The organism is Azospirillum thiophilum (genome assembly GCF_001305595.1).
GTDB lineage: Bacteria > Pseudomonadota > Alphaproteobacteria > Azospirillales > Azospirillaceae > Azospirillum > Azospirillum thiophilum.
In genome coordinates this window covers 2,827,270-2,846,141 of record NZ_CP012401.1, presented here as the reverse complement: position 1 = coordinate 2,846,141, position 18,872 = coordinate 2,827,270, and the positions used below count along the sequence as shown (strand labels likewise).

Genomic DNA, 18,872 nt, shown 5'->3' with positions numbered 1-18,872 from the left:
GTGCAATTCATGTGCTGGTGCACCGTGGCGCTCGATCCTTTGTCCATCATGTTCGTAAATCGGGTATTCCCGCCGGACCGTGGAGCAACCGGGCGCTGTCTGGCGGACCTCGGCGGCCGGCTGGCGGCGGCGGGTTGGCGGGTCACAGTGGTTACGGACGGGGCGGTTGCGGAGGGGGCGACGCCTCGGCCGGACGCTCCGACCGGCATCGCGGTGCACCGCACCGGCGGGTCAGTGCCGGAGGGGGGACGGCCGAGCGTCCGCGCATATCTCGATTCGCTGTGCCGGCTGACCGGGTTGGCGCTGCGCCTGCCGCGCCATGACGTGATCGTGACGATGACCGATCCGCCGATGCTGGCCCTGGCCGGGCCGATGCTGGCGGCCCGGCACGGCGCGGCCTCCCTGCATTGGTGCCACGATCTCTACCCCGACCTGCTGCCGGTGCTGGGGGTGGGGATGCCGGCGGCGGTGCTGGGACTGGCACGGCGCGGCATGGCGCGGGCGCTGCGCCGCCATGACCGGGTCGTCGCCATCGGCCGTTGCATGCGGGACCGGATCGCCGACATGGGCGTTGCGGCGGACCGCCTGACCCTGCTGCCCAACTGGCCCGACCCTGTCATTCGCCCGCAATCCGCGGCCGGCAATGGGTTTCGCCGCTCGTTGGGGCTGGAGGATGGGGACGGGCGTATCCTCATCGCCTATTCCGGCACGCTCGGCCTCGCCCATCCGATGAACGGCGTGCTCGATGCCGCCGCGCGGCTTCAGGAAAGCGATCCCGCGCTGCTGTTCCTGTTGACCGGGGAAGGGCGCGGCTTCGCGGCGGTCGAGGAGGCCGCGCGCAGCCGGGGCCTGCGCAACCTGCGGCGCCTGCCCTGGCAGCCGGCCGGCCGGTTGGCGGAGAGCCTGTCCGCCGCCGATCTCCATCTGGTGACGATGGACCCGGCGGCGGACGGGATGATAGTGCCGAGCAAGCTGGCCGGGGTGCAGGCGGCCGGCCGGCCCTGCCTGTTCCTGGGACCGCGGGGTGGCGAGGCCGTGGCGCGGGTGGCGGGCTGCGGCCTGACGATCGACCCGTTCGACGGTGCCGCCATCGCCGATGCGGTGCGGGCCTATGCTGCCGATCCCGCGCGCCGTGCAGTCGAGGGGGCGCTTGCGGCCCGCCGTGCCGCCGGCTGGACCGCCGACCATGCCGCCGCCGCCTTTGCCGATCTGGCCGCCGGTGCGGCAAAGGGCCGTGCGACGGCGAAGCGGGCGGTGCGGCCGGTCATGGGAAGGGCTGCAGCAAGATCCGTCGAAGGAAGGCCGGTCCCCAATGCCTGACGGCGTCATCGCACAGCGGAGTGCCATGACCTTGGGTCTGCAGGTGCCGGACGGCGGGGAAGGCGATCTGCGCAGCTTCGTCCGCACGCTGTCGGACGGCTGGCGCTGGCTGCTGGCCGGCTTCGCGGGTGGTCTGGCGCTTGCGGTCGGCGCCCTGTGGCTGGTGACGCCGGCCTACACCGCGACGATGGTGATCGGTCCGACGGCACGGGTCGGTTCCGCCGCCATGGGGGCGCGGGTGCCGGCGCTGAGTGGGCGCGAATCGGCTGCGGTGGCCGAGCCCGGTGCCGGCGACGAGTCGCTGTCCGATTATGCCCGCTATCTGGAGCTGTTCGGGACCGGCCCGGTGGCGGCCCGGCTGGCGCGCGAGCCCGCCCTGCTGCGTGCGCTGTTCCCGGAGCGCTGGGACGGCGAGGCCGGACGCTGGCGTCCGCCGCCGGGGCTGCTGCCGGCGGTGAAGCGGATGCTGCTGGCACTGGTCGGGCGCGAGGACTGGGTGGAGCCGGACGGGGAACGGGTGGCGCGTGCCCTGCGCGACCGGCTGGTCATCGACATGCTGCGGTCGGGACCGATGCGGCGCATCACGCTCCGCCATGCCGACCGGGCGACGGCACTCGACCTGATTGGCTGGATCGCGTCGGCGACCGATGCCCATCTGCGGATGGAGGCGGCGCGGCGCAGCGCCGCCCAGATCGCCCACATCAAGGCCCGGCTGGCGGCGATCACCGTGGCCGAGCACCGGCAGGCGCTGAGCGATCTGCTGCTGGATCAGGAGCGGGTGGCGATGATGATCGGCGTAGACCTGCCCTTCGCCGCCGACATGGTGCAGCCGCCATCCGCAGCAGCGCTGCCAGACTGGCCCAATCCGGCGGTGGTGGTACCGCTGGCAGGGATGGTCGGGCTGGTGGCTGCCGGCTTCGTCCTATCGGCCCGCCATGCCCTGCGCGAAAGTGCTGCGTCCGACGGCTTGTCGGCGGAGGATCGGCGATGACAGGCCACATCCCGGTGTCCGTCGTGGTGATGACCCGGAACGAAGCGGTCAATCTGCCGCTCTGCCTGCCGGCGCTGGCCGACTTCGCCGAGTGTTTCGTCGTCGACAGTGCCAGCAACGACGGCACGGCGGAAATCGCCCGCGCGCATGGCGTGCCGGTGGTGCCCTTCCGCTGGAACGGCCGCTATCCCAAGAAGAAGCAATGGTGCCTGGATGCCCTGCCGCTGGCCCATGACTGGGTGCTGTTCGTCGATGCCGACGAACGGCCGACCCGGGCCCTGGTGGCGGAGATCGCCCGGCTGATGGACGACGGGCCGTGCCACGCCGCCTATTGGATCGACGGCCGGCCGGTCCTGCATGGTCGCGCTCTGCGCTTCGGCTGCTGGAACCGCAAGCTGGCGCTGCTCGACCGCCGGCGCATGCGCTACCCCGAGCAGCCGGACCTGGACGTCGCCGCCATGTGGGAGGTGGAGGGGCATTATCAGCCTTTGGGCGAGGGAACGGCCGGCCGGCTGCGCCACCCGATGGATCATGGCGATGCCAAGCCGCTGTCCGCCTGGTTCGACCGCCACAACCGTTACTCCGATTGGGAGGCGGTACTGCGTGCCGACGGCCGGATGGAGCGCCTGATCGACGGCGAACCGCGCGGCTGCGGGCCAGTCGGCCGGCCTGTGCTGAAACGGCTGTTCCAGCGCCTGCCCGGCCGCCCGCTCTGGGCCTTCCTGCATGCCTACGTCCTGCGCCTGGGCCTGCTCGACGGCGCGGCCGGGCTGGACCATGCGTTGGCGCGCGCATTCTATTACTGGCAGGTCGGGCTGAAGATGCGGGCCGCCGCAAGGGCGCAGAACTCCTCCGTCCGCATTCCATCCATCCACTTCCCGCCGCTGCACTCCCCGCCGCCCCACGCCCCGCCTATCGGGTCGCCGGTGGGGGGCTCCATGGCTGGCTGTTCTCCGGAAGGCCCTTATTCCTCGACCAGTGCGATGCGGTCGCCGCCAAGCGCCTTCAACAGGTCGAAGGTGCGCTTGCGCACGCCCGGATCCTCGATCCGGTAATAGGCGCGAACCAGTTCCAACGTCTCGCGGCGGGCCATCGACTCGAACTCTTCGGTCTCGCTGGGGGTCTCGGGCGGGACTTCCGCGGCGATCTGGTCGGGGGACGGCATGTCGTCGAAGAAATAGCTGACCGGCACGCCCAGTACCTGGGACAGGTTGTACAGGCGGCTGGCGCTGATGCGGTTCGACCCGCGCTCGTATTTCTGGAGCTGCTGGAAGGTGATCCCCACCGCTTCACCCAGCTTTTCCTGGCTCAGGCCCAGCAGGGTGCGACGAAGCCGCAGGCGGGCTCCGACATGGATGTCGATGGGATTCGGACCTTCGCCGCGGCGCGACAGAGTGTGGGCGGGGGCGAGTTTGGTCTTGGTCGCGCTCATAAGTCATACCTCGAAGGGAAAGCCGGAGGGAAGGCGCCGCAAGAATGCTTAGTTCAGAAAGTAAATTCTATGCAACCATTTGTGCGCATCAACGGTCCGTTTGGTTGGAAGCGGGAATGCATATGCGAAAGACATTAAGTTTCGGGGCATCTGAAACGTAATTTCGCGTAAGCGGCGGGAAAATGATGACGTACCGTCAGCGCGACTCGTTGGGCGGCGACGACCGTCGCGACGCGCAGCCGGCCATGTCCAAGGATGGACCGCCGAATCAGCGCCTGTTCCAGTCGCCCGCGTGCGGCTTGACGTTGTGACAGGCCGCCCGGCGCGAACAGGCAAACGGGCGCGTTCAACCGGACCGCGTTTCCACGGGCGAGGACCGACACGGTCATGGCATAGTCGGCCGCGATCCGAAACCGAAGGTCGAAACTGAGGCCCCGCAGGGCGGCGACGCGATAGATCATTGCCTGATGATGGGTGAACATGCCGAAAGGCGCGCAGCGATGGGATCTTGCGCGCTTCAACAGGATACGTCCATCCTGCTGCCGTTCCAGCGCGTCGCCGTACAGAAGGACGCAATCGGGATGGCGGCCGATGGCCTCGAGCAGCATGGCGACGGTGTCGTCTTCCGCCAGCTGGTCGCCGGCATTCAGGAACAGCACATGGCTGCAGCCGAGATCCCGTGCGGCGTCGAGGACGATGTTCATCGCGTCGTAGAGCCCCGAGTCGGGGGCCGAGCGCCACCAGTGCAGCAGCTCCGCATGCCCTTCGAGCCACTGTGCGGTCCCGTCGGTGGAGCCGCCGTCCGCGACCATCCAGACGACATCCGGACCCAGCTGCCCGCGCAGGCTGTCGCAGGTGTCGGCCAGCCCGGCCCGGTCGTCGCGCACGACGGTGAGGATCGCCAGCCGTGGGGGCGGGCGGCCGGGAGCCATGCGGGGGGCGGGTCCTGGGGCCACCACCGTCATCTCGCGATCACCGAGACGGACGCGGCGGTGATGGCCAGCTGGCTAAGGATGCTGCCGACTGCTTTCGTCGCATCCAGCGCGTCGAAGGGGCGCGGGTCGCGCGGAACCACGAGGATCGAACCGGGCGGGATCACGTCCACCCGGTGGTTCCAGGAGGACAGCGCCAGCGGCCGCGCCCGGCCGTCGGGCAGGATCAGGAAGCTGCGGCTGGTGTCGGCATCGCGGGTCGGGCCGCCGGCCTCTCCCAGATAATCCTCCGCACTCTTGCCGCTGATGAACTGGGCGGCGGTGGGGTGCAGCACCTCGCCCGACACCGCCACGGTCAGCGGCCGCTTCGGGATCACGATCCGGTCATCGGGTTCCAGCAGCGGGTCCAGTTCCGGGCGGGTGCGCAGCACGGCGGGGTCCGCCTCCACCACCACGCGGCCGAGCGGCTCGGCACCGCGCAGTTGGGCGGCGATCTGGCGGGCAAGCGCGACATTCTCCGCCTTCACCGGTTCGCCCTTCTCGACCTCAAGCGCCAGGGTGCGTTCCAGTTCGCGCGCCTGGCGCTGGAACTGCTCCTTTTCGCGGCGACGCTCGCTCTCGCGGGTCAGGACCGCTCCGGCAGGGTAGGCGTCGGCCATCAGGCCGCCGGCCCGGGCGATCAGCGAGGACAGCGTCTCGCCCCGCCCGATATCGTAGCTGCCGGGCCGGCGCACAGCCCCTTCGATGGCGACGGCGCGCGCCTCCAGGGCCTGCGGGCGCGGATTGACCCGCAACGCGTCGCCGGGGCCGACGGTGCGCCCGGTATCCTGGCCGAGATCGACGATGCTGCGGCTTCCGGTCGCCGCGGTCAGCTCCGCTGCCGCCGGGTCGGCGTCGGCCGACAGCCCGCCCGCCACCGCGATCAGCGACGGCAGCGGCGTACGGTCGGCGACCGGGTAGCCGCCGGCATCGCGCACCGCGCCGCGCACCTGCACCGTCCGCTCGCCGATCAGGGCGACGACGGCCGGATCCAGCAGGGCGGCCAGCATCGGCGGCTCGCTCTGCTCATCGGCGGACGGCGTGGTATCGGCATGACCGGACGGCACGAGGCTGCGGATGTCCTCCGTGGCGAACAGATGGATGCGGTCGCCGTCGGCGAGGCTGCGGTCGGCGCGGCCTGCGGCGACCTCCTGCGGCGAAAAGGGCAGCCATGTGCGGATCAGGGTCCGCCGGTCGAAGCGCTCGACGATGCCCAGCAGCGGATAGACGTCGCGTTTCAACGCCTTGCCGCCCGCCAGCACGCCGCGCAGCGTGGCACCGGCCGACAGCCGACGGGTGCCGGGATGGCGGACATGGCCGATCAGCTCATAGCGCGGCAGCTCCGACTCGACGATCGCGTCACGGGCGCCGGTCGCCGGTCCATGCCCGTCTCCGCCTGCAACCGGGTAAAAGCCCGGGCGCTGCACGCCGGACAGCCGGAGCACGGCATGGCGCAATGCCAGCGGCAGCAGGTCGGGCACCGCCGTGAACAGGGGGGTGCAGGGCGTGCGCGCGCCGGTCAGTCCGGCGGCGGCGTGGGCCTGCGGGCCGGTGGCGAGCGGGCCGTCGGGCTCCGCCGCCAGCTTGCGGGCCAACGACACCAGTCCGGGGCAGGCGTCGGGCGGCGGCTGGCGTTCTCCGCGCAGCAAGGCCAGCACCGGCTCGGCTGTCAGGAAATCGACGTCGGCGGCTCCCAGCACATACAGCGTGTCGCCATCGGCCAGCCGGCGGCGGTCGCGTCCGGCCAGCACGGCGGCAAGGTCGACCGGGCGCAGGATGCGGGCGGCGGTGGCGGGGTCGGCGCTCTCCAGGGCGGCGAAGGGCAGATAGGGATCGGGCCGCAGGTCGGTGCGGGCAACCAGCCCGGCCAGGGTCTTCGCCTGGGGCAGGGCGCGCGGGCCGGGGCGCAGGACATGCCCCTCCAACCGCAACTCGTCGCGGCGATCCTCGCGCTGCGGGGCCAGCACCAGCAGGTCGCCGTCGGCGAAGCGTCCGGCATCGGGATCGGCGACATCCTCCGTCACCTCCTCGCCGGACGGGCCGATGCCGAACCGCAGGAGCCGGGCACGGCCAGGACGCAGCGCGCCGCCGGCCAGGTCGCGCAGTTCCATGGCGGACAGCGGGCCGGCACCGGGCGGCAGCTCATAGATCCCCGGCCGCTTGACCGGTCCGGCGACGGCCACCGTGGCGCCCAGCGGCGGGACGAACAGCCGGTCGCCGTCGCGCAGCGGCTGGTCGGCGTTGCCGGCATTCCCATCCATCCGGCCGGCCGTCTGCAGCGGGTAGAGGTCGACCGTCATCCCGGCTCCCGCCCGTATCAGCCGGATGGCGCGCAGGGTGCCGCCGCGCTCGACCCCGCCGGCAGCCGACAGCGCGTCGAGCACGGTGGCGAAAGCGCTGATCTCCTGCCGGCCAGGGCGCCGCACGGCGCCGGTCACCATCACCCCGATCCGCCGGACCTCCGCCAGGGTCGCGAAGGCATCGGTGTTCGGCCAGGTCGCGGCGACGGTGGTGGTCAACTCCTGCCGCAGGGCGTCCAGTGTCAGTCCGGCCGCGGTGACCGGCCGCAGATCGTCCACCACGAGCTGGCCGTTGCGGTCGACGGAGAAGCGCTTGCTGAAGGATTTCTGGCCGCGCAGCGTCACCAGCAGGGCGTCGCCGGTGTTCAGCACATAATCGCCCTGGATGGCACCCGGTGCCACGCCCTCCGCCTGAACGGGCTCCCCGACGGGGGCGAACAGGTCGTAGCCGAACTGACGCAGCGGTTCGCCGGCGCGGGCGGAAAAGGCCGATTCCAGCGGCGAGGGGGATGTCGGCAACGCGGCATCGCCACGCGGCGGCCCGGCGGCCAGCACGTCGCATGCCCCCGGCAACGGCGTCATCACCAACGCCAGAAGGGCGAATATTCTGCGCGCAGCAGCAAGCATCGGATATCAAACAACCAGTCACACCACCCGCACGGCGCGGATCTTGATTCAAGAACACTATTGCGTGTATTGGTCGAAAAGGCAATGGTGCGCATCCTGGGCGCCATGCAAAAGGGCGGCATCCGCAGCCCGGCAGGCGGGGCTATGATGCCGCCTCAGGCGGATATGCGGCCCGAGCCGCTCGCCTGATTCCGGCCATCCGGACCATGGCGGCGCCGCACGGCGCCGGACTATCGAGGATACCAGCGGCGTGATCGTCATCCACAGCGAAGAGCACCGGCTCCAGGCCGGGCGGTCCGAACTCAACGACGGCCAACTCGTCCCCTGCTACGAGAAGCCGGCACGCGCCGACATCGTCCGCGCGAGGATCGAGGCGGTGGGGCTGGGCCCGATCGTCGAACCCACCCGCCACGGCTTCGCCCCGCTGGAACGTGTGCATGACGCCGGCTATCTCGGCTTCCTTCGCACCGCCTGGGACGACTGGGTGACGGAGCATGGCGCCGACATCGATGCGCTGCCGCTGAACTGGGTGGCGCCGGGCATGGCGCGGCGGCGGGTCCCGCGCTCGATCGACGGGCGGCTCGGTTTCTACTCCTTCGATGCCGGGACGCCGATCACCGCCGGCACCTGGCGGGCCGCCACCGCTGCTGCCGACAGTGCGCTGACCGGTGCCGACCACCTTCGCGCCGGCGACCGCAGTGCCTTCGCGTTGTGCCGTCCGCCTGGACACCATGCCGGACATGCCTTCTACGGTGGCTATTGCTTCCTGAACAATGCGGCCATCGCGGCGCAGGCGTTGCGCGACGGCGGGGCGACGCGGGTGGCGGTGCTCGACGTCGATTACCATCACGGCAACGGCACGCAGGAGATCTTCTGGGAGCGTGGCGACGTGCTGTTCGTGTCGCTGCACGCCGACCCAATCGATGAGTTTCCCTATTTCTGCGGCCATGCCGACGAGACCGGAACAGGAGCCGGCGACGGCGCCAACCTGAATTTGACGCTGCCCTGGGGCACCGACTGGGGCGGCTATGCCCGAGCGCTGGAGACGGCGGCAGCGCGCATCGGCGGCTTCGGGGCGGATGCGCTGGTGCTGTCGCTTGGCGCCGACACCTACGGCGGCGACCCGATTTCCCGGTTCCGGCTGTTGTCGGAGGATTTCCTGCGCATGGGGGCGGCCATCGCCGGCATCGGCTTGCCGACCCTGTTCGTGATGGAGGGCGGCTATGCCGTCGACGATCTCGGGGTGAATGTCGCCAACGTGCTGACCGGCTTCCTGGACGCGTGAACGCGGCCGGGCTTCGCTTCGAATGCCGTGCCTGCGAAAGCCGTACTGTTGCCGGCACGGACGATTCGTCCTAAATTGAGGAGAGGTTCGGCCCCTTCTTGAGGACGCGGGCGGTGGCTGCCGACGTCGCGATATCCAGCCTGTCCATCGGGACCTATTCCGCCCCCCGCAGTCAGCCGCTGCGGGAGGACGGGAAGGGCGCGTCCACTGCCAGGACGGGACGTGGCGAATCGGAGACCAGTTCGGCGGCCGCCAAGCCGACCGACACGGTCACGCTGTCGGATGCGGCACAGCAGCAGGTCCAAAAGCTCAAGCAGGTCGATACCAACGTCCGCCGGCATGAGGCGGCACATCAGGCGGCCGGCGGCAGCCATGCCGGCGGCGCCTCCTTCACCTATACCCGCGGACCGGACGGCAAGAACTACGCCACCGCCGGCGAAGTGCCGATCGACGCCAGCGCCGAATCGGAGCCTGCCGCCACCATCGCCAAGATGGAGCAGGTGAAGGCCGCGGCGCTCGCTCCCGCCGATCCCTCGCCGCAGGACATGCGGGTCGCCGCACAGGCCGACGCGACCAAGCTGCAGGCCCAGGTGGAACTGCGCCGACAGGGTGGGGACGGTGGCAGTGGCAGTGCTGGCGGTGGAGGAGGCGGTGCCGCGGCGCGCGCGGCTGCCGCCTATGGGGCGGCGCAGGAATTGGGCAGCGGAGCAAGGCGGGGGACCGGGCTGACGGTTTGAGGAGGGTGCGGCGGCCGATGCCCCCTCCTCGCCGCAGGGTGATCGCCCGCTTGTCGCCCGCTCACCGCCGGGGCGTCGTCTCGCCGTCCAGCGTCAGCAGGGCGCCGTAAAGCTCCGGCCGGCGGTCGCGGAAGACGCCCCAGGAGGCGCGCTGGGCCGCGATGCGGTCTAGGTCGAAGGTCGCCGTCAGGACCGTCCGGCTCGCGCGGTCGGCCTGGGCCACGATCTCGCCCTGCGGCCCGGCGATGAAGGATGAGCCGTAGAAGGTCAGCGCACAGCTGTCCCCCTGCTCGGTTCCGACCCGGTTGGATGCCACCAGCGGCATCAGGTTGGCGCCGGCATGGCCCTGCATGACCCGGGTCCAATGGCCCTGGCTGTCGATGGCGGAGTCCTGGGGCTCCGACCCGATGGCGGTGGGATAGAGCAGCAGCTCGGCCCCCTTCAGCGCCATGATGCGGGCGGTCTCCGGGAACCACTGGTCCCAGCAGATGGCGCAGCCGATGGTGGCGTAGCGGGTCTTGAACACCGGGATGCCGGTGTCGCCGGGGCTGAAATAGAATTTCTCCTGATAGCCGGGGCCGTCCGGGATGTGGGACTTGCGGTAGATGCCCAGCAGGCTGCCGTCCGCATCCACCATGGCGACCGAGTTGTAATAGGCGTTGCGCGCCTTCTCGAAGAAGCTGACCGGGATCACCACCGACAGTTCGCGCGCCAGGGCACGCATCCGCCCGATCACCGGATGGTCTTCGGCCGGGGCCGCCAGTTCGAACAGCGACTGCTTCTGGTCCTTGCAGAAATAGGGCGTCTCGAACAACTCCTGCGGCAGGACGATCTGCGCCCCTTGGGCGGCAGCTTCGCGAATCAGCGATTCGACTCCGTCGACGTTGGCGGCACGGTCCCAGCTGCAGGCCATCTGGGTCGCGGCGATGGTGACGGTACGGGACGAGGAAACGGGCGGCGAAGCGGTCATGGCGGACTTATGACTCCTGTTGACGGAGGAAGGGACGGCGGACAAACCCTGTGTGGCCAAAGGTCGCGGCAGATACAAGCAAGCGGAAGGGCATTCATAAAACTTTAGGGAAATGTTAATTTTATCGTAGCTTGCCGTATGAACTGTCAAATAAAACCGATCCAATCGGCAATGAACGGGCTTGTCATCATATGCGGATATGAAGGTGGCCCGCGAAATGGGAAACATCGAAGTGAAGCCGCTCGGCCATGCGAAGATTCCGCCAAATCGTTATGTCTAAGCTGATCGTCGATCGGCGGCCATATCTCGGCATATCATTGCATGTCACCGCATGAAGTCCGCGCAATTGATTTGCGCTTTGCGTGCAGCACGTTATGATTGGATGCCGCAGCCGCCCCCATTCGTGTCAAGGTGGTATGGCCAGGACGGAGTGATTCCGATGGACGCGATGTCGCCGCGTCGCCTGACAGGCGACAGCCCGGCGCGCGCAGCCGGTCGGCGGGTGCGGTTGCAGGCGTGGGAATGACGGCAGAGAGATTGTCGGTATGGAGGCGTCTGTCAAGGGGTGGGAACCGGAGCGCCCCGATGAATCGGGGGACATGGCGGAATCTGCCGACGGTGCGTTATCGTTCGTCGTCAGGGAGGTCAACCGTGCTTTTTCCCGCGCCCTGCAGATGCGCATCGCGCGCTCGGGCGTCAGCATGGGGCAGTGGTTCTTCCTGCGGGCCCTGTGGGAGGAGGACGGCCTGACCCAGCGGGAGTTGAGCCACCGTGTCGGCATGATGGAGCCGACGACCGTCACTGCGGTCAACGTGATGGAAAGCCAGGGGCTGGTCCAGCGCGTGCGCAACCGCCACGACCGCCGCAAGATGAACATCTTCCTGACCGACAAGGGCCGGGCGTTGCGCAATGCGATGATGCCAAGCGCAGCGGAAATCGCCCAGATCGCCATCGATGGAATCACGCCGAGCGAACTGGAACTGACGTTGGACGTGCTGCGTCGCGTCGGTTCAAACCTAAACGCCGCCTCGGCCGCGGCCCGGGACGGTGAAGAGGGGTGAAGGCTCGGGCCCCGGCCTCCTGCGCCATCCTCCGCCGGCCTGTGCCGTGCCGGCCCATCTTGTGGGTTCAGTCGTCGTCCGGGTCGGGTGGCGGGGGCAGGCTTGCGCCGGTCAGGTTGGCTCCTGCGAATTTGGCGTCGCGAATGTTGGCGTCGCTCAGGATCGCGCCGGTCAAGTTCGCGTCGCTGAAATCGCAGCCCGCCAGATTGGCGCCGCGCATGTTGGTGCGGATGCAGGAGCTGCGGGTCAGCCGCGCGCCGGTGAGGTTCGCCGCCCACAGTCGCCCGGTCGGCTGGCCGTCGGGCCCCTTGATGTCGACCCAGCCGACCCCGGCACCGTCCAGCCGCACGCCGTCCATGTTGGCGCCGCGCAGGTTGGCCCCGTCCAGGATCGCCCCGGTGCAGTCGGCACCGGCAAGCACCGCTTCGGAGATGTCGCACATGATCAGCAGCGCCTCGCGGAGCTTGGCGCCGTCGAGATTGGCACGCTTCAGGTTGGCGCCGGACAGGTTCACGCCGGACAGGTCGATGTGGCTGAGGTCGGCGCCGGTCAGGTCGGCCCGCGCGCCCATCGTTCCGTTGGTGTTGATCCAGGTATAGTGGCTGTGCAGCGCCTGCTGGATCTGGACCGAGAAATTGTCGGCCGACCGCGCCAGATTGGCGCCGGTGGTGTCGGCCCCGGTCAGGTCGGCGCCTTCCAGCTTGGCGCCCTGGAGGTCGGCGTTGCGCAGGTTGGCGCCGGCCAGCATGGCGCCGGTCAGGTTGGCGTCGCGCAGCACCGCCCCTTGCAGGTTCACGCCGGACAGGTTGCTGCCGCGCAGGTCGGCGCGGGCGAGGTTGCAGCTTTTCATGCTGGCGCGCATCAGCGTGGCGCCGGTCAGCAGCGCCCCTTCGCAATCGGCGCCGTTCATCGACACGTCGGTCAGGTCGGCGCCCGACAGGTTGGCGTTGGTCAGCGACGCATCGTCGAAATCACTGCCGGACAGGTCGGAGCGGACGAAATCCAGTCCCTTGCCGCCGCCCTTGCCGCCGTTCGGCCCGCCATAGAGCAGCGCTCCGCCGCGCAGGTCGGCTTCCTTCAGGATCGCGCGCTTCATCTTGGCGCCGCGCATGTGGGCACCGCGCAGGTCGGCGCGATACAGGTTGCAGCCGGACAGATCCGCCTTGGTCAGATGGGCGGCGAACAGGTCGGCCGTGCTGAGATTGGCGTTCGACAGGTCACAATGGGACAGGTTGGCGCCCGACAGCTTGCCCTGCGCCAGGTTCACCCCGGACAGGTTGGAGCCTTCCATGTTCGCCATGGTCAGGTTGGCGCGTGAACCGCCGGATTTGTTCTTCAGCCAGCGCTCGTGCTTTTCAAGCACGGCAACCAACTCGTGCGGCGTCATCGGTTTCGTCCGGTCTGCCTGGTTGCATGGTCCATCGATAGACCAGTGTCCCTGAATAATCTATGACAAAGGTTAAGGAGCCTCCAGTTCCGGAAGCCGCTTGGCGCGGCGGCCCCGCGATCCCATCTCCGGGGCGGCGGGTGTCCGAATGCCTGTCACTGCAAGGAGTTGGGGACCATGTCGGGTGGACACACGATCGCGGCGTTCGATGCCGAGCTTACGGCCCTGCGGACCGCCGTCGACCGCATGGGCGAACTGGTCGAAAGACAGGTCGCCCTGGCGCTCGATTCGCTGGCCGGTCCCGATGCCGACCTTGCGGCCGAGGTGCTGAAGGGTGATGCCGAGATCGACCGGCTGGAGATGGAGGTGGAGGCGATGACCGTCCGCCTGCTGGCGCTCCGCCAGCCGATGGCGAAGGATCTGCGCGAGATCGTCGCGGCGCTGAAGATCGCCTCGAACCTGGAGCGGATGGGCGACTTCGCCGGTTCGGTCGCCAAGCGGGCGGTCACGCTCTCGACCCTGCCGGTGGCGCCGCCGGTAGCCTCGCTGATCCGCATGGGCCGCATGGTGCAGGCGATGATCGGCGACATGCGGCGGGCCTACAGCCTGCAGGACGCCGATCTCGCGGCTTCCGTCCGCGAGTGCGACGGCGAGGTCGACGCCGCCTACACCAGCCTGTTCCGCGAGTTCCTGACCTACATGATGGAGTCGCCGGCCCAGATCACCGGTTGCACCCACCTGCTGTTCGCCGCCAAGTCGATCGAGCGCATCGGCGACCACGCCACCAACGTGGCGGAGAATATCAGCTTCCTGGTCAAGGGCCGGCTGCCCTCGGACGAACGCCGCAAGGAGGATCTCAGCAGCTACGCCGTCGCTCCACATCAGGAGGGACCGCAGGAGGGGCCGCAAGAGACGCCGCAAAAGAGCGGATGAGCGGGACGGCTTGACAGGAGCCGCGGGTCTGTGGCTCGCTATGCCCCATGAACATGTCCTCGCTCCTCCTGTCGCAGCGTTGGTGGCGGCCCGTACAGATCGGGCCGGCCTGGCGACGCGCGTGAGCGTGGATTGAACGAAAAGGCCGCCCGGTGCATCCGGAGCGGCCTTTTTCCTGACCCCCACCTGACTCCCAAGTCGCGGGTCATGCAGTGGAAGCAAGGACAGGCAAGCGGAAGCACCGGGCGGCGTCACCCCGACAGACGTCCCATCCGGAGTCCCGCCGCCATGATCCCGCCCGATCTCTTCCTCGCCGATCCGGTCCTTCTCGCCCCCTTAGTCGCCCGAACCGGCGGCGGGCTGGAGGTTCATCGCAGTGCCGAACCGGCCGGTGCGCAGCCTGCCGATGCGCTCGATGCGCTCGCCGGGGCGCTGGACGAGCGGCGCGGCCTGCTGCTCTCCGGCGGGGTCGAGGCCCCCGGCCGTTATCGCCGCCAGGCGCTGGGCTTCGTCGATCCGCCGCTGTCGGTGACCGCCCGCGGTCGCACGGTGCGCATCGATGCGCTGAATCCGCGCGGCCGGCTGCTGCTGCCGGCGGTGGTCCGCGCACTCGACGGGCATGAGGCCCTGGTCGGGCTGGAGGTCACGGAGGGTCGCGTCACCGCCCTGGTCCGCCGCCCGTCCGGCGTCTTCGCCGAGGAGGAGCGCAGCCGCCAGCCCTCCGTCTTCAGCGTGCTGCGGGCGCTGATGGCGCTGTTCGCCAGCCCGGACGAGCCGTTCCTCGGGCTCTATGGCGCCTTCGGCTATGATCTGGCCTTCCAGTTCGAGCCGATCCGCCGGCGGCTGGAGCGGCCGGACGACCAGCGCGACCTCGTCCTGTATCTGCCCGACCGGCTGCTGGTGGTCGACCATGCCGCCGGGGTGGCGCGCCGCTTCGCCTATGAGTTCGTGGTCGACGGCGTCTCGACCGACGGCGTCGCTGGCGGCGGCCGGGTCCATGGCTACCGGTCCGACACCAACGCCGCCGCCGGATGCGACCATGCCCCCGGCGACTACCGGCAGGTGGTCGAGGCGGCCAAGGAGGCCTTCCGCCGCGGCGACCTGTTCGAGGTGGTGCCCGGCCAGACCTTTGCCGAACCGTGCGCCGACAGCCCCTCGACGGTCTTCCGCCGCCTGCGCGCCGCCAACCCGGCACCCTACGAGGCGTTGATCAATCTGGGCGACGGCGAGTTCCTGGTCGCCGCCAGTCCGGAGATGTATGTCCGCGTCGGCACCGGCGCCGCACGGGGCCGGGTCGAGACCTGCCCGATTTCCGGCACGGTGGCGCGCGGGGCCGATGCGCTCGGCGATGCCGCGCAGATCCTGACGCTGCTGAACTCGGCCAAGGACGCGGCGGAACTGACGATGTGCACCGACGTCGACCGCAACGACAAGGCGCGGGTGTGCGAGTCGGGGTCGGTGCGCGTCGTCGGCCGGCGGATGATCGAGCTGTATTCCCGCCTGATCCACACGGTCGACCATGTGGAGGGGCGGCTGCGTGCCGGCTTCGACGCGCTCGACGCCTTCCTCACCCACAGTTGGGCGGTGACGGTGACCGGTGCGCCGAAGCGCTGGGCGATGCAGTTCCTGGAGGACACCGAGCGGTCGCCGCGCCGCTGGTATGGCGGGGCCTTCGGCCGCATCGGTTTCGACGGCGGGATGGACACCGGGCTGACCCTGCGCACCATCCGCATGAAGGACGGCGTCGCCTTCATCCGTGCCGGCGCCACCCTGCTCTCCGACAGCGACCCGGAGGCGGAGGATGCCGAATGCCATCTGAAGGCGTCGGCCTTCCGCGATGCGGTGCGCGGCGCCGCAAAGGAGCGGCCGCCTGTCGTTCCGAAGATGGACAGGCTGGCGGATGGGCGACACAGCGGGCAGGGGAGGCGGGTGCTGCTGATCGACCATGACGACAGCTTCGTCCACACGCTGGCCGACTATTTCCGCCAGACCGGCGCCACGGTGACGACCCTGCGCCATACCCATGCGCGGGCAGCCCTGCGCAGCGATCCGCCGGACCTGCTGGTGCTGTCGCCGGGACCGGGCCGCCCGGAGGATTTCGACGTCGGCGGCAGCGTCCGGGCGGCACTCGATCTCGGCGTGCCGGTCTTCGGCGTCTGCCTGGGGCTGCAGGGCATGGCCGAGCATCTGGGCGCGACGCTGGAGCGGTTGCCGGAGCCGATGCACGGCAAGGCCTCCGCCCTGCTGCACCGGGGCGGGGCACTGTTCGACGGGTTGCCGCAGGGATTGCAGGTCGGCCGCTACCATTCGCTGGTGGCGAAGCGCGACAGCCTGCCGCCGGACCTTCGGGTGACGGCGGAAACCGGGGATGGCATCGTCATGGCGGTGGAACATTGCAGCCTGCCGCTGGCGGCGGTGCAGTTCCATCCCGAATCGATCCTGACCCTGGATGGCGGGCATGGGCTGGCGTTGATCGGCAACGTCATGGCGACGCTGGCCGGGCGCCGCGAGGCGCTGGTGCCGGAATGCGAAGCGGCGGCCTGAGGGCCGCCGCGGCATACCGGCAGACTGTCGGGCGGGTGGTGACGGGAACCGGTCGCCGCCCGTTACTCCACCATCCCCAGCGCTTCCTTGTAGAGCTCCAGGATCGCTTCCTGCTCCTGGCGGTCGGCCTTGTCCATCTTCCGCAGGCGGATGATCTGGCGGATGATCTTGACATCGAAGCCGGTGCCCTTGGCCTCGGCATAGACTTCCTTGATGTCTTCCTGGAGACCGCGCTTCTCCTCCTCGAGACGCTCGATGCGCTCGACAAAGGATTTCAGGCGATCCGCCGCGATGCCGCCGACGTCGGACATGGCAAAACCTCAAACGATGGGGGTGTTCGTAAACGGGGCGGGACGATATCGGCGGGCGGGGGGAATGGCAAGCGGACGATGCGCGGCTCGGGGATGCAGCGGCCGGGACAGGGGCCGGGACAGGGGCTGTCGCCTGCGACACCGGGTCGCGGCCGGTCCTTCGTACAACCCCGAATCCATCCGGCATGTGAACAGCTCGTGGCTGATTTGTCTTACCTTCTGAAACAATCGTACGATGGATGCTCGCGGCCATTCCCTTTGTTGCGATGCACTGTATAGGCTGGTATTACCATCGGTGTGTTCGGCTTCACAAAGTCACACGGATCCGGCATGAATGCGCGTCGTCTGGGCCGATAACCCAGGGGGGGGCCGGGATCGGCGTATCTGAGGCAGGGGAGTTGTATTCAATGAAAGTCGCCATTCCAAAGGAGCGACGTGCGGGCGAACTTCGCGTGGCCGCATCACCGGAAACGGTGAAGAAACTGAAGGGGTTGGGACTGGACGTGGTGGTTGAGAGCGGGGCCGGGCTCGGCTCCAGCATCACCGACGCCGCGTTCGAGGCGGCGGGCGCCGCCATCGCCGCCGATGCCGCCTCGGCGCTCGCCGATGCCGACATCGTGCTGAAGGTGCAGCGGCCGCTGATCGCCGCCGAGGGCGGCGAGGACGAGCTGGCGCTTGTCCGCAAGGGTGCGTTGCTGTTCGCCATCCTCAATCCCTACAGCAGCCGCGACCATGTGAAGGCCTACGCCGATGCCGGCGTGAACGCCTTCGCCATGGAGTTCATGCCGCGCATCACCCGCGCCCAGGTGATGGACGTGCTGTCCTCCCAGGCCAACCTCGCCGGCTACAAGGCCGTCGTCGATGCGGCCGGCGAGTATGGCCGCGCCTTCCCGATGATGATGACCGCCGCCGGCACCGTGCCGCCGGCCCGCGCCTTCATCATGGGCGTCGGCGTCGCCGGGCTGCAGGCCATCGCCACCGCCAAGCGGCTCGGCGCCATCGTCTCGGCGACCGACGTGCGCCCGGCGGTGAAGGAGCAGGTGCAGTCGCTGGGCGGCAGCTTCGTCGCGGTCGAGAACGACGAGTTCCGCCAAGCCGAGACCGCCGGCGGCTACGCCAAGGAGATGTCCGACGACTACAAGCGCCAGCAGGCGGCCTTGGTCGCCGAGCATATCAAGAAGCAGGACATCGTCATCACCACGGCGCTGATCCCCGGCCGCAAGGCGCCGATCCTGGTGACGGCGGAGCATGTGGCGTCGATGAAACCGGGTTCGGTCCTGATCGATCTCGCGGTCGAGCAGGGCGGCAACGTCGAGGGCGCCAAGCTGGGCGAGGTGGTGACCACGGCCAACGGCGTGAAGATCGTCGGCCATGCCAACTACGCCAGCCGCATCGCCGAGAGCGCGTCGCTGCTCTACGCCAAGAACCTGCTGGCGCTGCTGACGTCGCTGCACGGCAAGGACACCGGTGTGGCCGTCAATTGGGACGACGAGATCGTCAAGGCCATCGCGCTGACCCGCGACGGCGCCGTCGTCCACCCCGCCTTCGCCGGCTGACCGGGCGCCCGAGGAGACAATCGCAATGGACCAGACCCAACTGTCCGCCCGTATCGCCGAGCTCAAGGCGAACCTCGCGGCGCTCGGCCAGCAGGCCGACCAGCTCGCCGCCCAGGTCGCTCACGCCGCCCAGCCGGCGGCGGAAGCCGCCGGCGGCCATGGCAGCTTCTTCGTCACCGGCCTGACCGTGCTCGTGCTGGCCTGCTTCGTCGGCTACTACGTCGTCTGGCGCGTCACCCCGGCCCTGCATTCGCCGCTGATGGCCGTCACCAACGCGGTGTCGTCGGTCATCATCGTCGGCGCCCTGGTCGCCGCCGGCCCGGCCGGCTTCGGCTTTTCCAAGGTCCTGGGCTTCCTCGCCGTCATCCTGGCAAGCGTCAACATCTTCGGCGGCTTCCTGGTGACCCAGCGCATGCTCTCCATGTTCAAGAAGAAGGGCAAGTAAGA

16 protein-coding genes are annotated in these 18,872 nt (G+C 69.4%); 10 read left to right on the top strand and 6 right to left on the bottom strand.

Annotated features, from left to right (window positions below; translation table 11 throughout):
* The first annotated feature begins 9 nt into the window (after positions 1–9).
* The 3 genes from AL072_RS13150 to AL072_RS13140 are packed head-to-tail and all read left to right on the top strand — an operon-like array spanning position 10 to position 3,366.
* Complete coding sequence (locus AL072_RS13150; RefSeq protein ID WP_342669578.1) at positions 10–1,320, top strand: glycosyltransferase family 4 protein; 1,311 nt, start codon at positions 10–12, stop codon at positions 1,318–1,320.
* Between the two features lie 25 nt (positions 1,321–1,345).
* The gene (locus tag AL072_RS13145; RefSeq protein ID WP_245636685.1) at positions 1,346–2,311 is read left to right on the top strand and encodes a GumC domain-containing protein; all 966 of its coding nucleotides are present in this window, start codon (positions 1,346–1,348) and stop codon (positions 2,309–2,311) included.
* Positions 2,308–3,366 (top strand): glycosyltransferase family 2 protein, encoded by a 1,059-nt coding sequence (locus tag AL072_RS13140; RefSeq protein WP_045582183.1) that lies wholly within the window; start codon positions 2,308–2,310, stop codon positions 3,364–3,366. The genes AL072_RS13145 and AL072_RS13140 overlap by 4 nt, the downstream gene beginning before the upstream one ends.
* Here AL072_RS13140 and AL072_RS13135 read toward each other — a convergent pair.
* The 3 genes from AL072_RS13135 to AL072_RS13125 all read right to left on the bottom strand — a co-directional run bounded on the left by AL072_RS13135 (position 3,276) and on the right by AL072_RS13125 (position 7,596).
* Entirely contained in the window at positions 3,276–3,743 is a 468-nt protein-coding gene (locus AL072_RS13135) for a helix-turn-helix domain-containing protein (protein WP_045582184.1), read from the bottom strand. The two genes, AL072_RS13140 and AL072_RS13135, sit on opposite strands and share 91 nt — an antisense overlap.
* A gap of 134 nt (positions 3,744–3,877) precedes the next feature.
* Positions 3,878–4,675, bottom strand: a complete 798-nt coding sequence (locus tag AL072_RS13130) for a glycosyltransferase (protein WP_045582185.1) — start codon at positions 4,673–4,675, stop codon at positions 3,878–3,880.
* A gap of 29 nt (positions 4,676–4,704) precedes the next feature.
* Positions 4,705–7,596: an SLBB domain-containing protein gene (locus tag AL072_RS13125; RefSeq protein ID WP_144428211.1), complete on the bottom strand. Its 2,892-nt coding sequence runs from the start codon at positions 7,594–7,596 to the stop codon at positions 4,705–4,707.
* A 295-nt stretch (positions 7,597–7,891) separates the two neighbouring features.
* Between AL072_RS13125 and AL072_RS13120 the strand changes: the two genes are divergently transcribed.
* Together AL072_RS13120 and AL072_RS13115 are read left to right on the top strand one after the other, a co-directional pair.
* Positions 7,892–8,926, top strand: a complete 1,035-nt coding sequence (locus AL072_RS13120; protein WP_045582187.1) for a histone deacetylase family protein — start codon at positions 7,892–7,894, stop codon at positions 8,924–8,926.
* Positions 8,927–9,039: 113 nt separating this feature from the next.
* Positions 9,040–9,663: a putative metalloprotease CJM1_0395 family protein gene (locus AL072_RS13115; RefSeq protein WP_245636684.1), complete on the top strand. Its 624-nt coding sequence runs from the start codon at positions 9,040–9,042 to the stop codon at positions 9,661–9,663.
* Between the two features lie 61 nt (positions 9,664–9,724).
* Here AL072_RS13115 and aguB read toward each other — a convergent pair whose 3' ends face one another.
* Entirely contained in the window at positions 9,725–10,633 is a 909-nt protein-coding gene (gene aguB, locus AL072_RS13110; protein WP_045582189.1) for an N-carbamoylputrescine amidase, read from the bottom strand.
* A 599-nt stretch (positions 10,634–11,232) separates the two neighbouring features.
* On the opposite strand from aguB, the gene AL072_RS13105 reads away from it, so the two are divergent.
* Positions 11,233–11,694: a MarR family winged helix-turn-helix transcriptional regulator gene (locus tag AL072_RS13105; protein ID WP_045582685.1), complete on the top strand. Its 462-nt coding sequence runs from the start codon at positions 11,233–11,235 to the stop codon at positions 11,692–11,694.
* A gap of 67 nt (positions 11,695–11,761) precedes the next feature.
* Here the strand turns inward: AL072_RS13105 and AL072_RS13100 are convergent, their stop codons facing one another.
* Positions 11,762–13,081: a pentapeptide repeat-containing protein gene (locus AL072_RS13100; RefSeq protein ID WP_045582190.1), complete on the bottom strand. Its 1,320-nt coding sequence runs from the start codon at positions 13,079–13,081 to the stop codon at positions 11,762–11,764.
* A 177-nt stretch (positions 13,082–13,258) separates the two neighbouring features.
* Here AL072_RS13100 and phoU point away from each other — a divergent pair, with 177 nt between their 5' ends.
* Positions 13,259–14,014 carry a phosphate signaling complex protein PhoU gene (phoU, locus tag AL072_RS13095; RefSeq protein ID WP_045582191.1) on the top strand — a complete coding sequence of 252 codons (756 nt, stop codon included), beginning with the start codon at positions 13,259–13,261 and terminating at the stop codon, positions 14,012–14,014.
* Between the two features lie 288 nt (positions 14,015–14,302).
* Entirely contained in the window at positions 14,303–16,558 is a 2,256-nt protein-coding gene (locus AL072_RS13090; protein ID WP_045582192.1) for an anthranilate synthase, read from the top strand.
* Between the two features lie 62 nt (positions 16,559–16,620).
* On the opposite strand, the gene AL072_RS13085 is transcribed toward AL072_RS13090, so the two are convergent.
* Positions 16,621–16,869, bottom strand: a complete 249-nt coding sequence (locus tag AL072_RS13085; protein ID WP_045582193.1) for a DUF2312 domain-containing protein — start codon at positions 16,867–16,869, stop codon at positions 16,621–16,623.
* Between the two features lie 407 nt (positions 16,870–17,276).
* On the opposite strand from AL072_RS13085, the gene AL072_RS13080 reads away from it, so the two are divergent.
* Complete coding sequence (locus AL072_RS13080) at positions 17,277–18,425, top strand: Re/Si-specific NAD(P)(+) transhydrogenase subunit alpha (RefSeq protein ID WP_045582194.1); 1,149 nt, start codon at positions 17,277–17,279, stop codon at positions 18,423–18,425.
* Between the two features lie 25 nt (positions 18,426–18,450).
* A complete protein-coding gene (locus AL072_RS13075) occupies positions 18,451–18,870 on the top strand; it encodes an NAD(P) transhydrogenase subunit alpha part 2 (protein WP_045582195.1) in 420 nt (139 codons plus the stop codon).
* Positions 18,871–18,872 lie beyond the last annotated feature (2 nt).

What these genes read in the sequence shown, in the direction of transcription:
- AL072_RS13150 (WP_342669578.1), top strand. Translation starts at nt 10, where the DNA reads ATGTGCTGGTGCACCGTGGCGCTCGATCCTTTGTCCATCATGTTCGTA.
- AL072_RS13145 (WP_245636685.1), top strand. Translation starts at nt 1,346, where the DNA reads ATGACCTTGGGTCTGCAGGTGCCGGACGGCGGGGAAGGCGATCTGCGC.
- AL072_RS13140 (WP_045582183.1), top strand. Translation starts at nt 2,308, where the DNA reads ATGACAGGCCACATCCCGGTGTCCGTCGTGGTGATGACCCGGAACGAA.
- AL072_RS13135 (WP_045582184.1), bottom strand. Translation starts at nt 3,743, where the DNA reads ATGAGCGCGACCAAGACCAAACTCGCCCCCGCCCACACTCTGTCGCGC.
- AL072_RS13130 (WP_045582185.1), bottom strand. Translation starts at nt 4,675, where the DNA reads ATGGCTCCCGGCCGCCCGCCCCCACGGCTGGCGATCCTCACCGTCGTG.
- AL072_RS13125 (WP_144428211.1), bottom strand. Translation starts at nt 7,596, where the DNA reads ATGACGCCGTTGCCGGGGGCATGCGACGTGCTGGCCGCCGGGCCGCCG.
- aguB (WP_045582189.1), bottom strand. Translation starts at nt 10,633, where the DNA reads ATGACCGCTTCGCCGCCCGTTTCCTCGTCCCGTACCGTCACCATCGCC.
- AL072_RS13105 (WP_045582685.1), top strand. Translation starts at nt 11,233, where the DNA reads ATGGCGGAATCTGCCGACGGTGCGTTATCGTTCGTCGTCAGGGAGGTC.
- AL072_RS13100 (WP_045582190.1), bottom strand. Translation starts at nt 13,081, where the DNA reads ATGACGCCGCACGAGTTGGTTGCCGTGCTTGAAAAGCACGAGCGCTGG.
- phoU (WP_045582191.1), top strand. Translation starts at nt 13,259, where the DNA reads ATGTCGGGTGGACACACGATCGCGGCGTTCGATGCCGAGCTTACGGCC.
- AL072_RS13090 (WP_045582192.1), top strand. Translation starts at nt 14,303, where the DNA reads ATGATCCCGCCCGATCTCTTCCTCGCCGATCCGGTCCTTCTCGCCCCC.
- AL072_RS13085 (WP_045582193.1), bottom strand. Translation starts at nt 16,869, where the DNA reads ATGTCCGACGTCGGCGGCATCGCGGCGGATCGCCTGAAATCCTTTGTC.
- AL072_RS13080 (WP_045582194.1), top strand. Translation starts at nt 17,277, where the DNA reads ATGAAAGTCGCCATTCCAAAGGAGCGACGTGCGGGCGAACTTCGCGTG.
- AL072_RS13075 (WP_045582195.1), top strand. Translation starts at nt 18,451, where the DNA reads ATGGACCAGACCCAACTGTCCGCCCGTATCGCCGAGCTCAAGGCGAAC.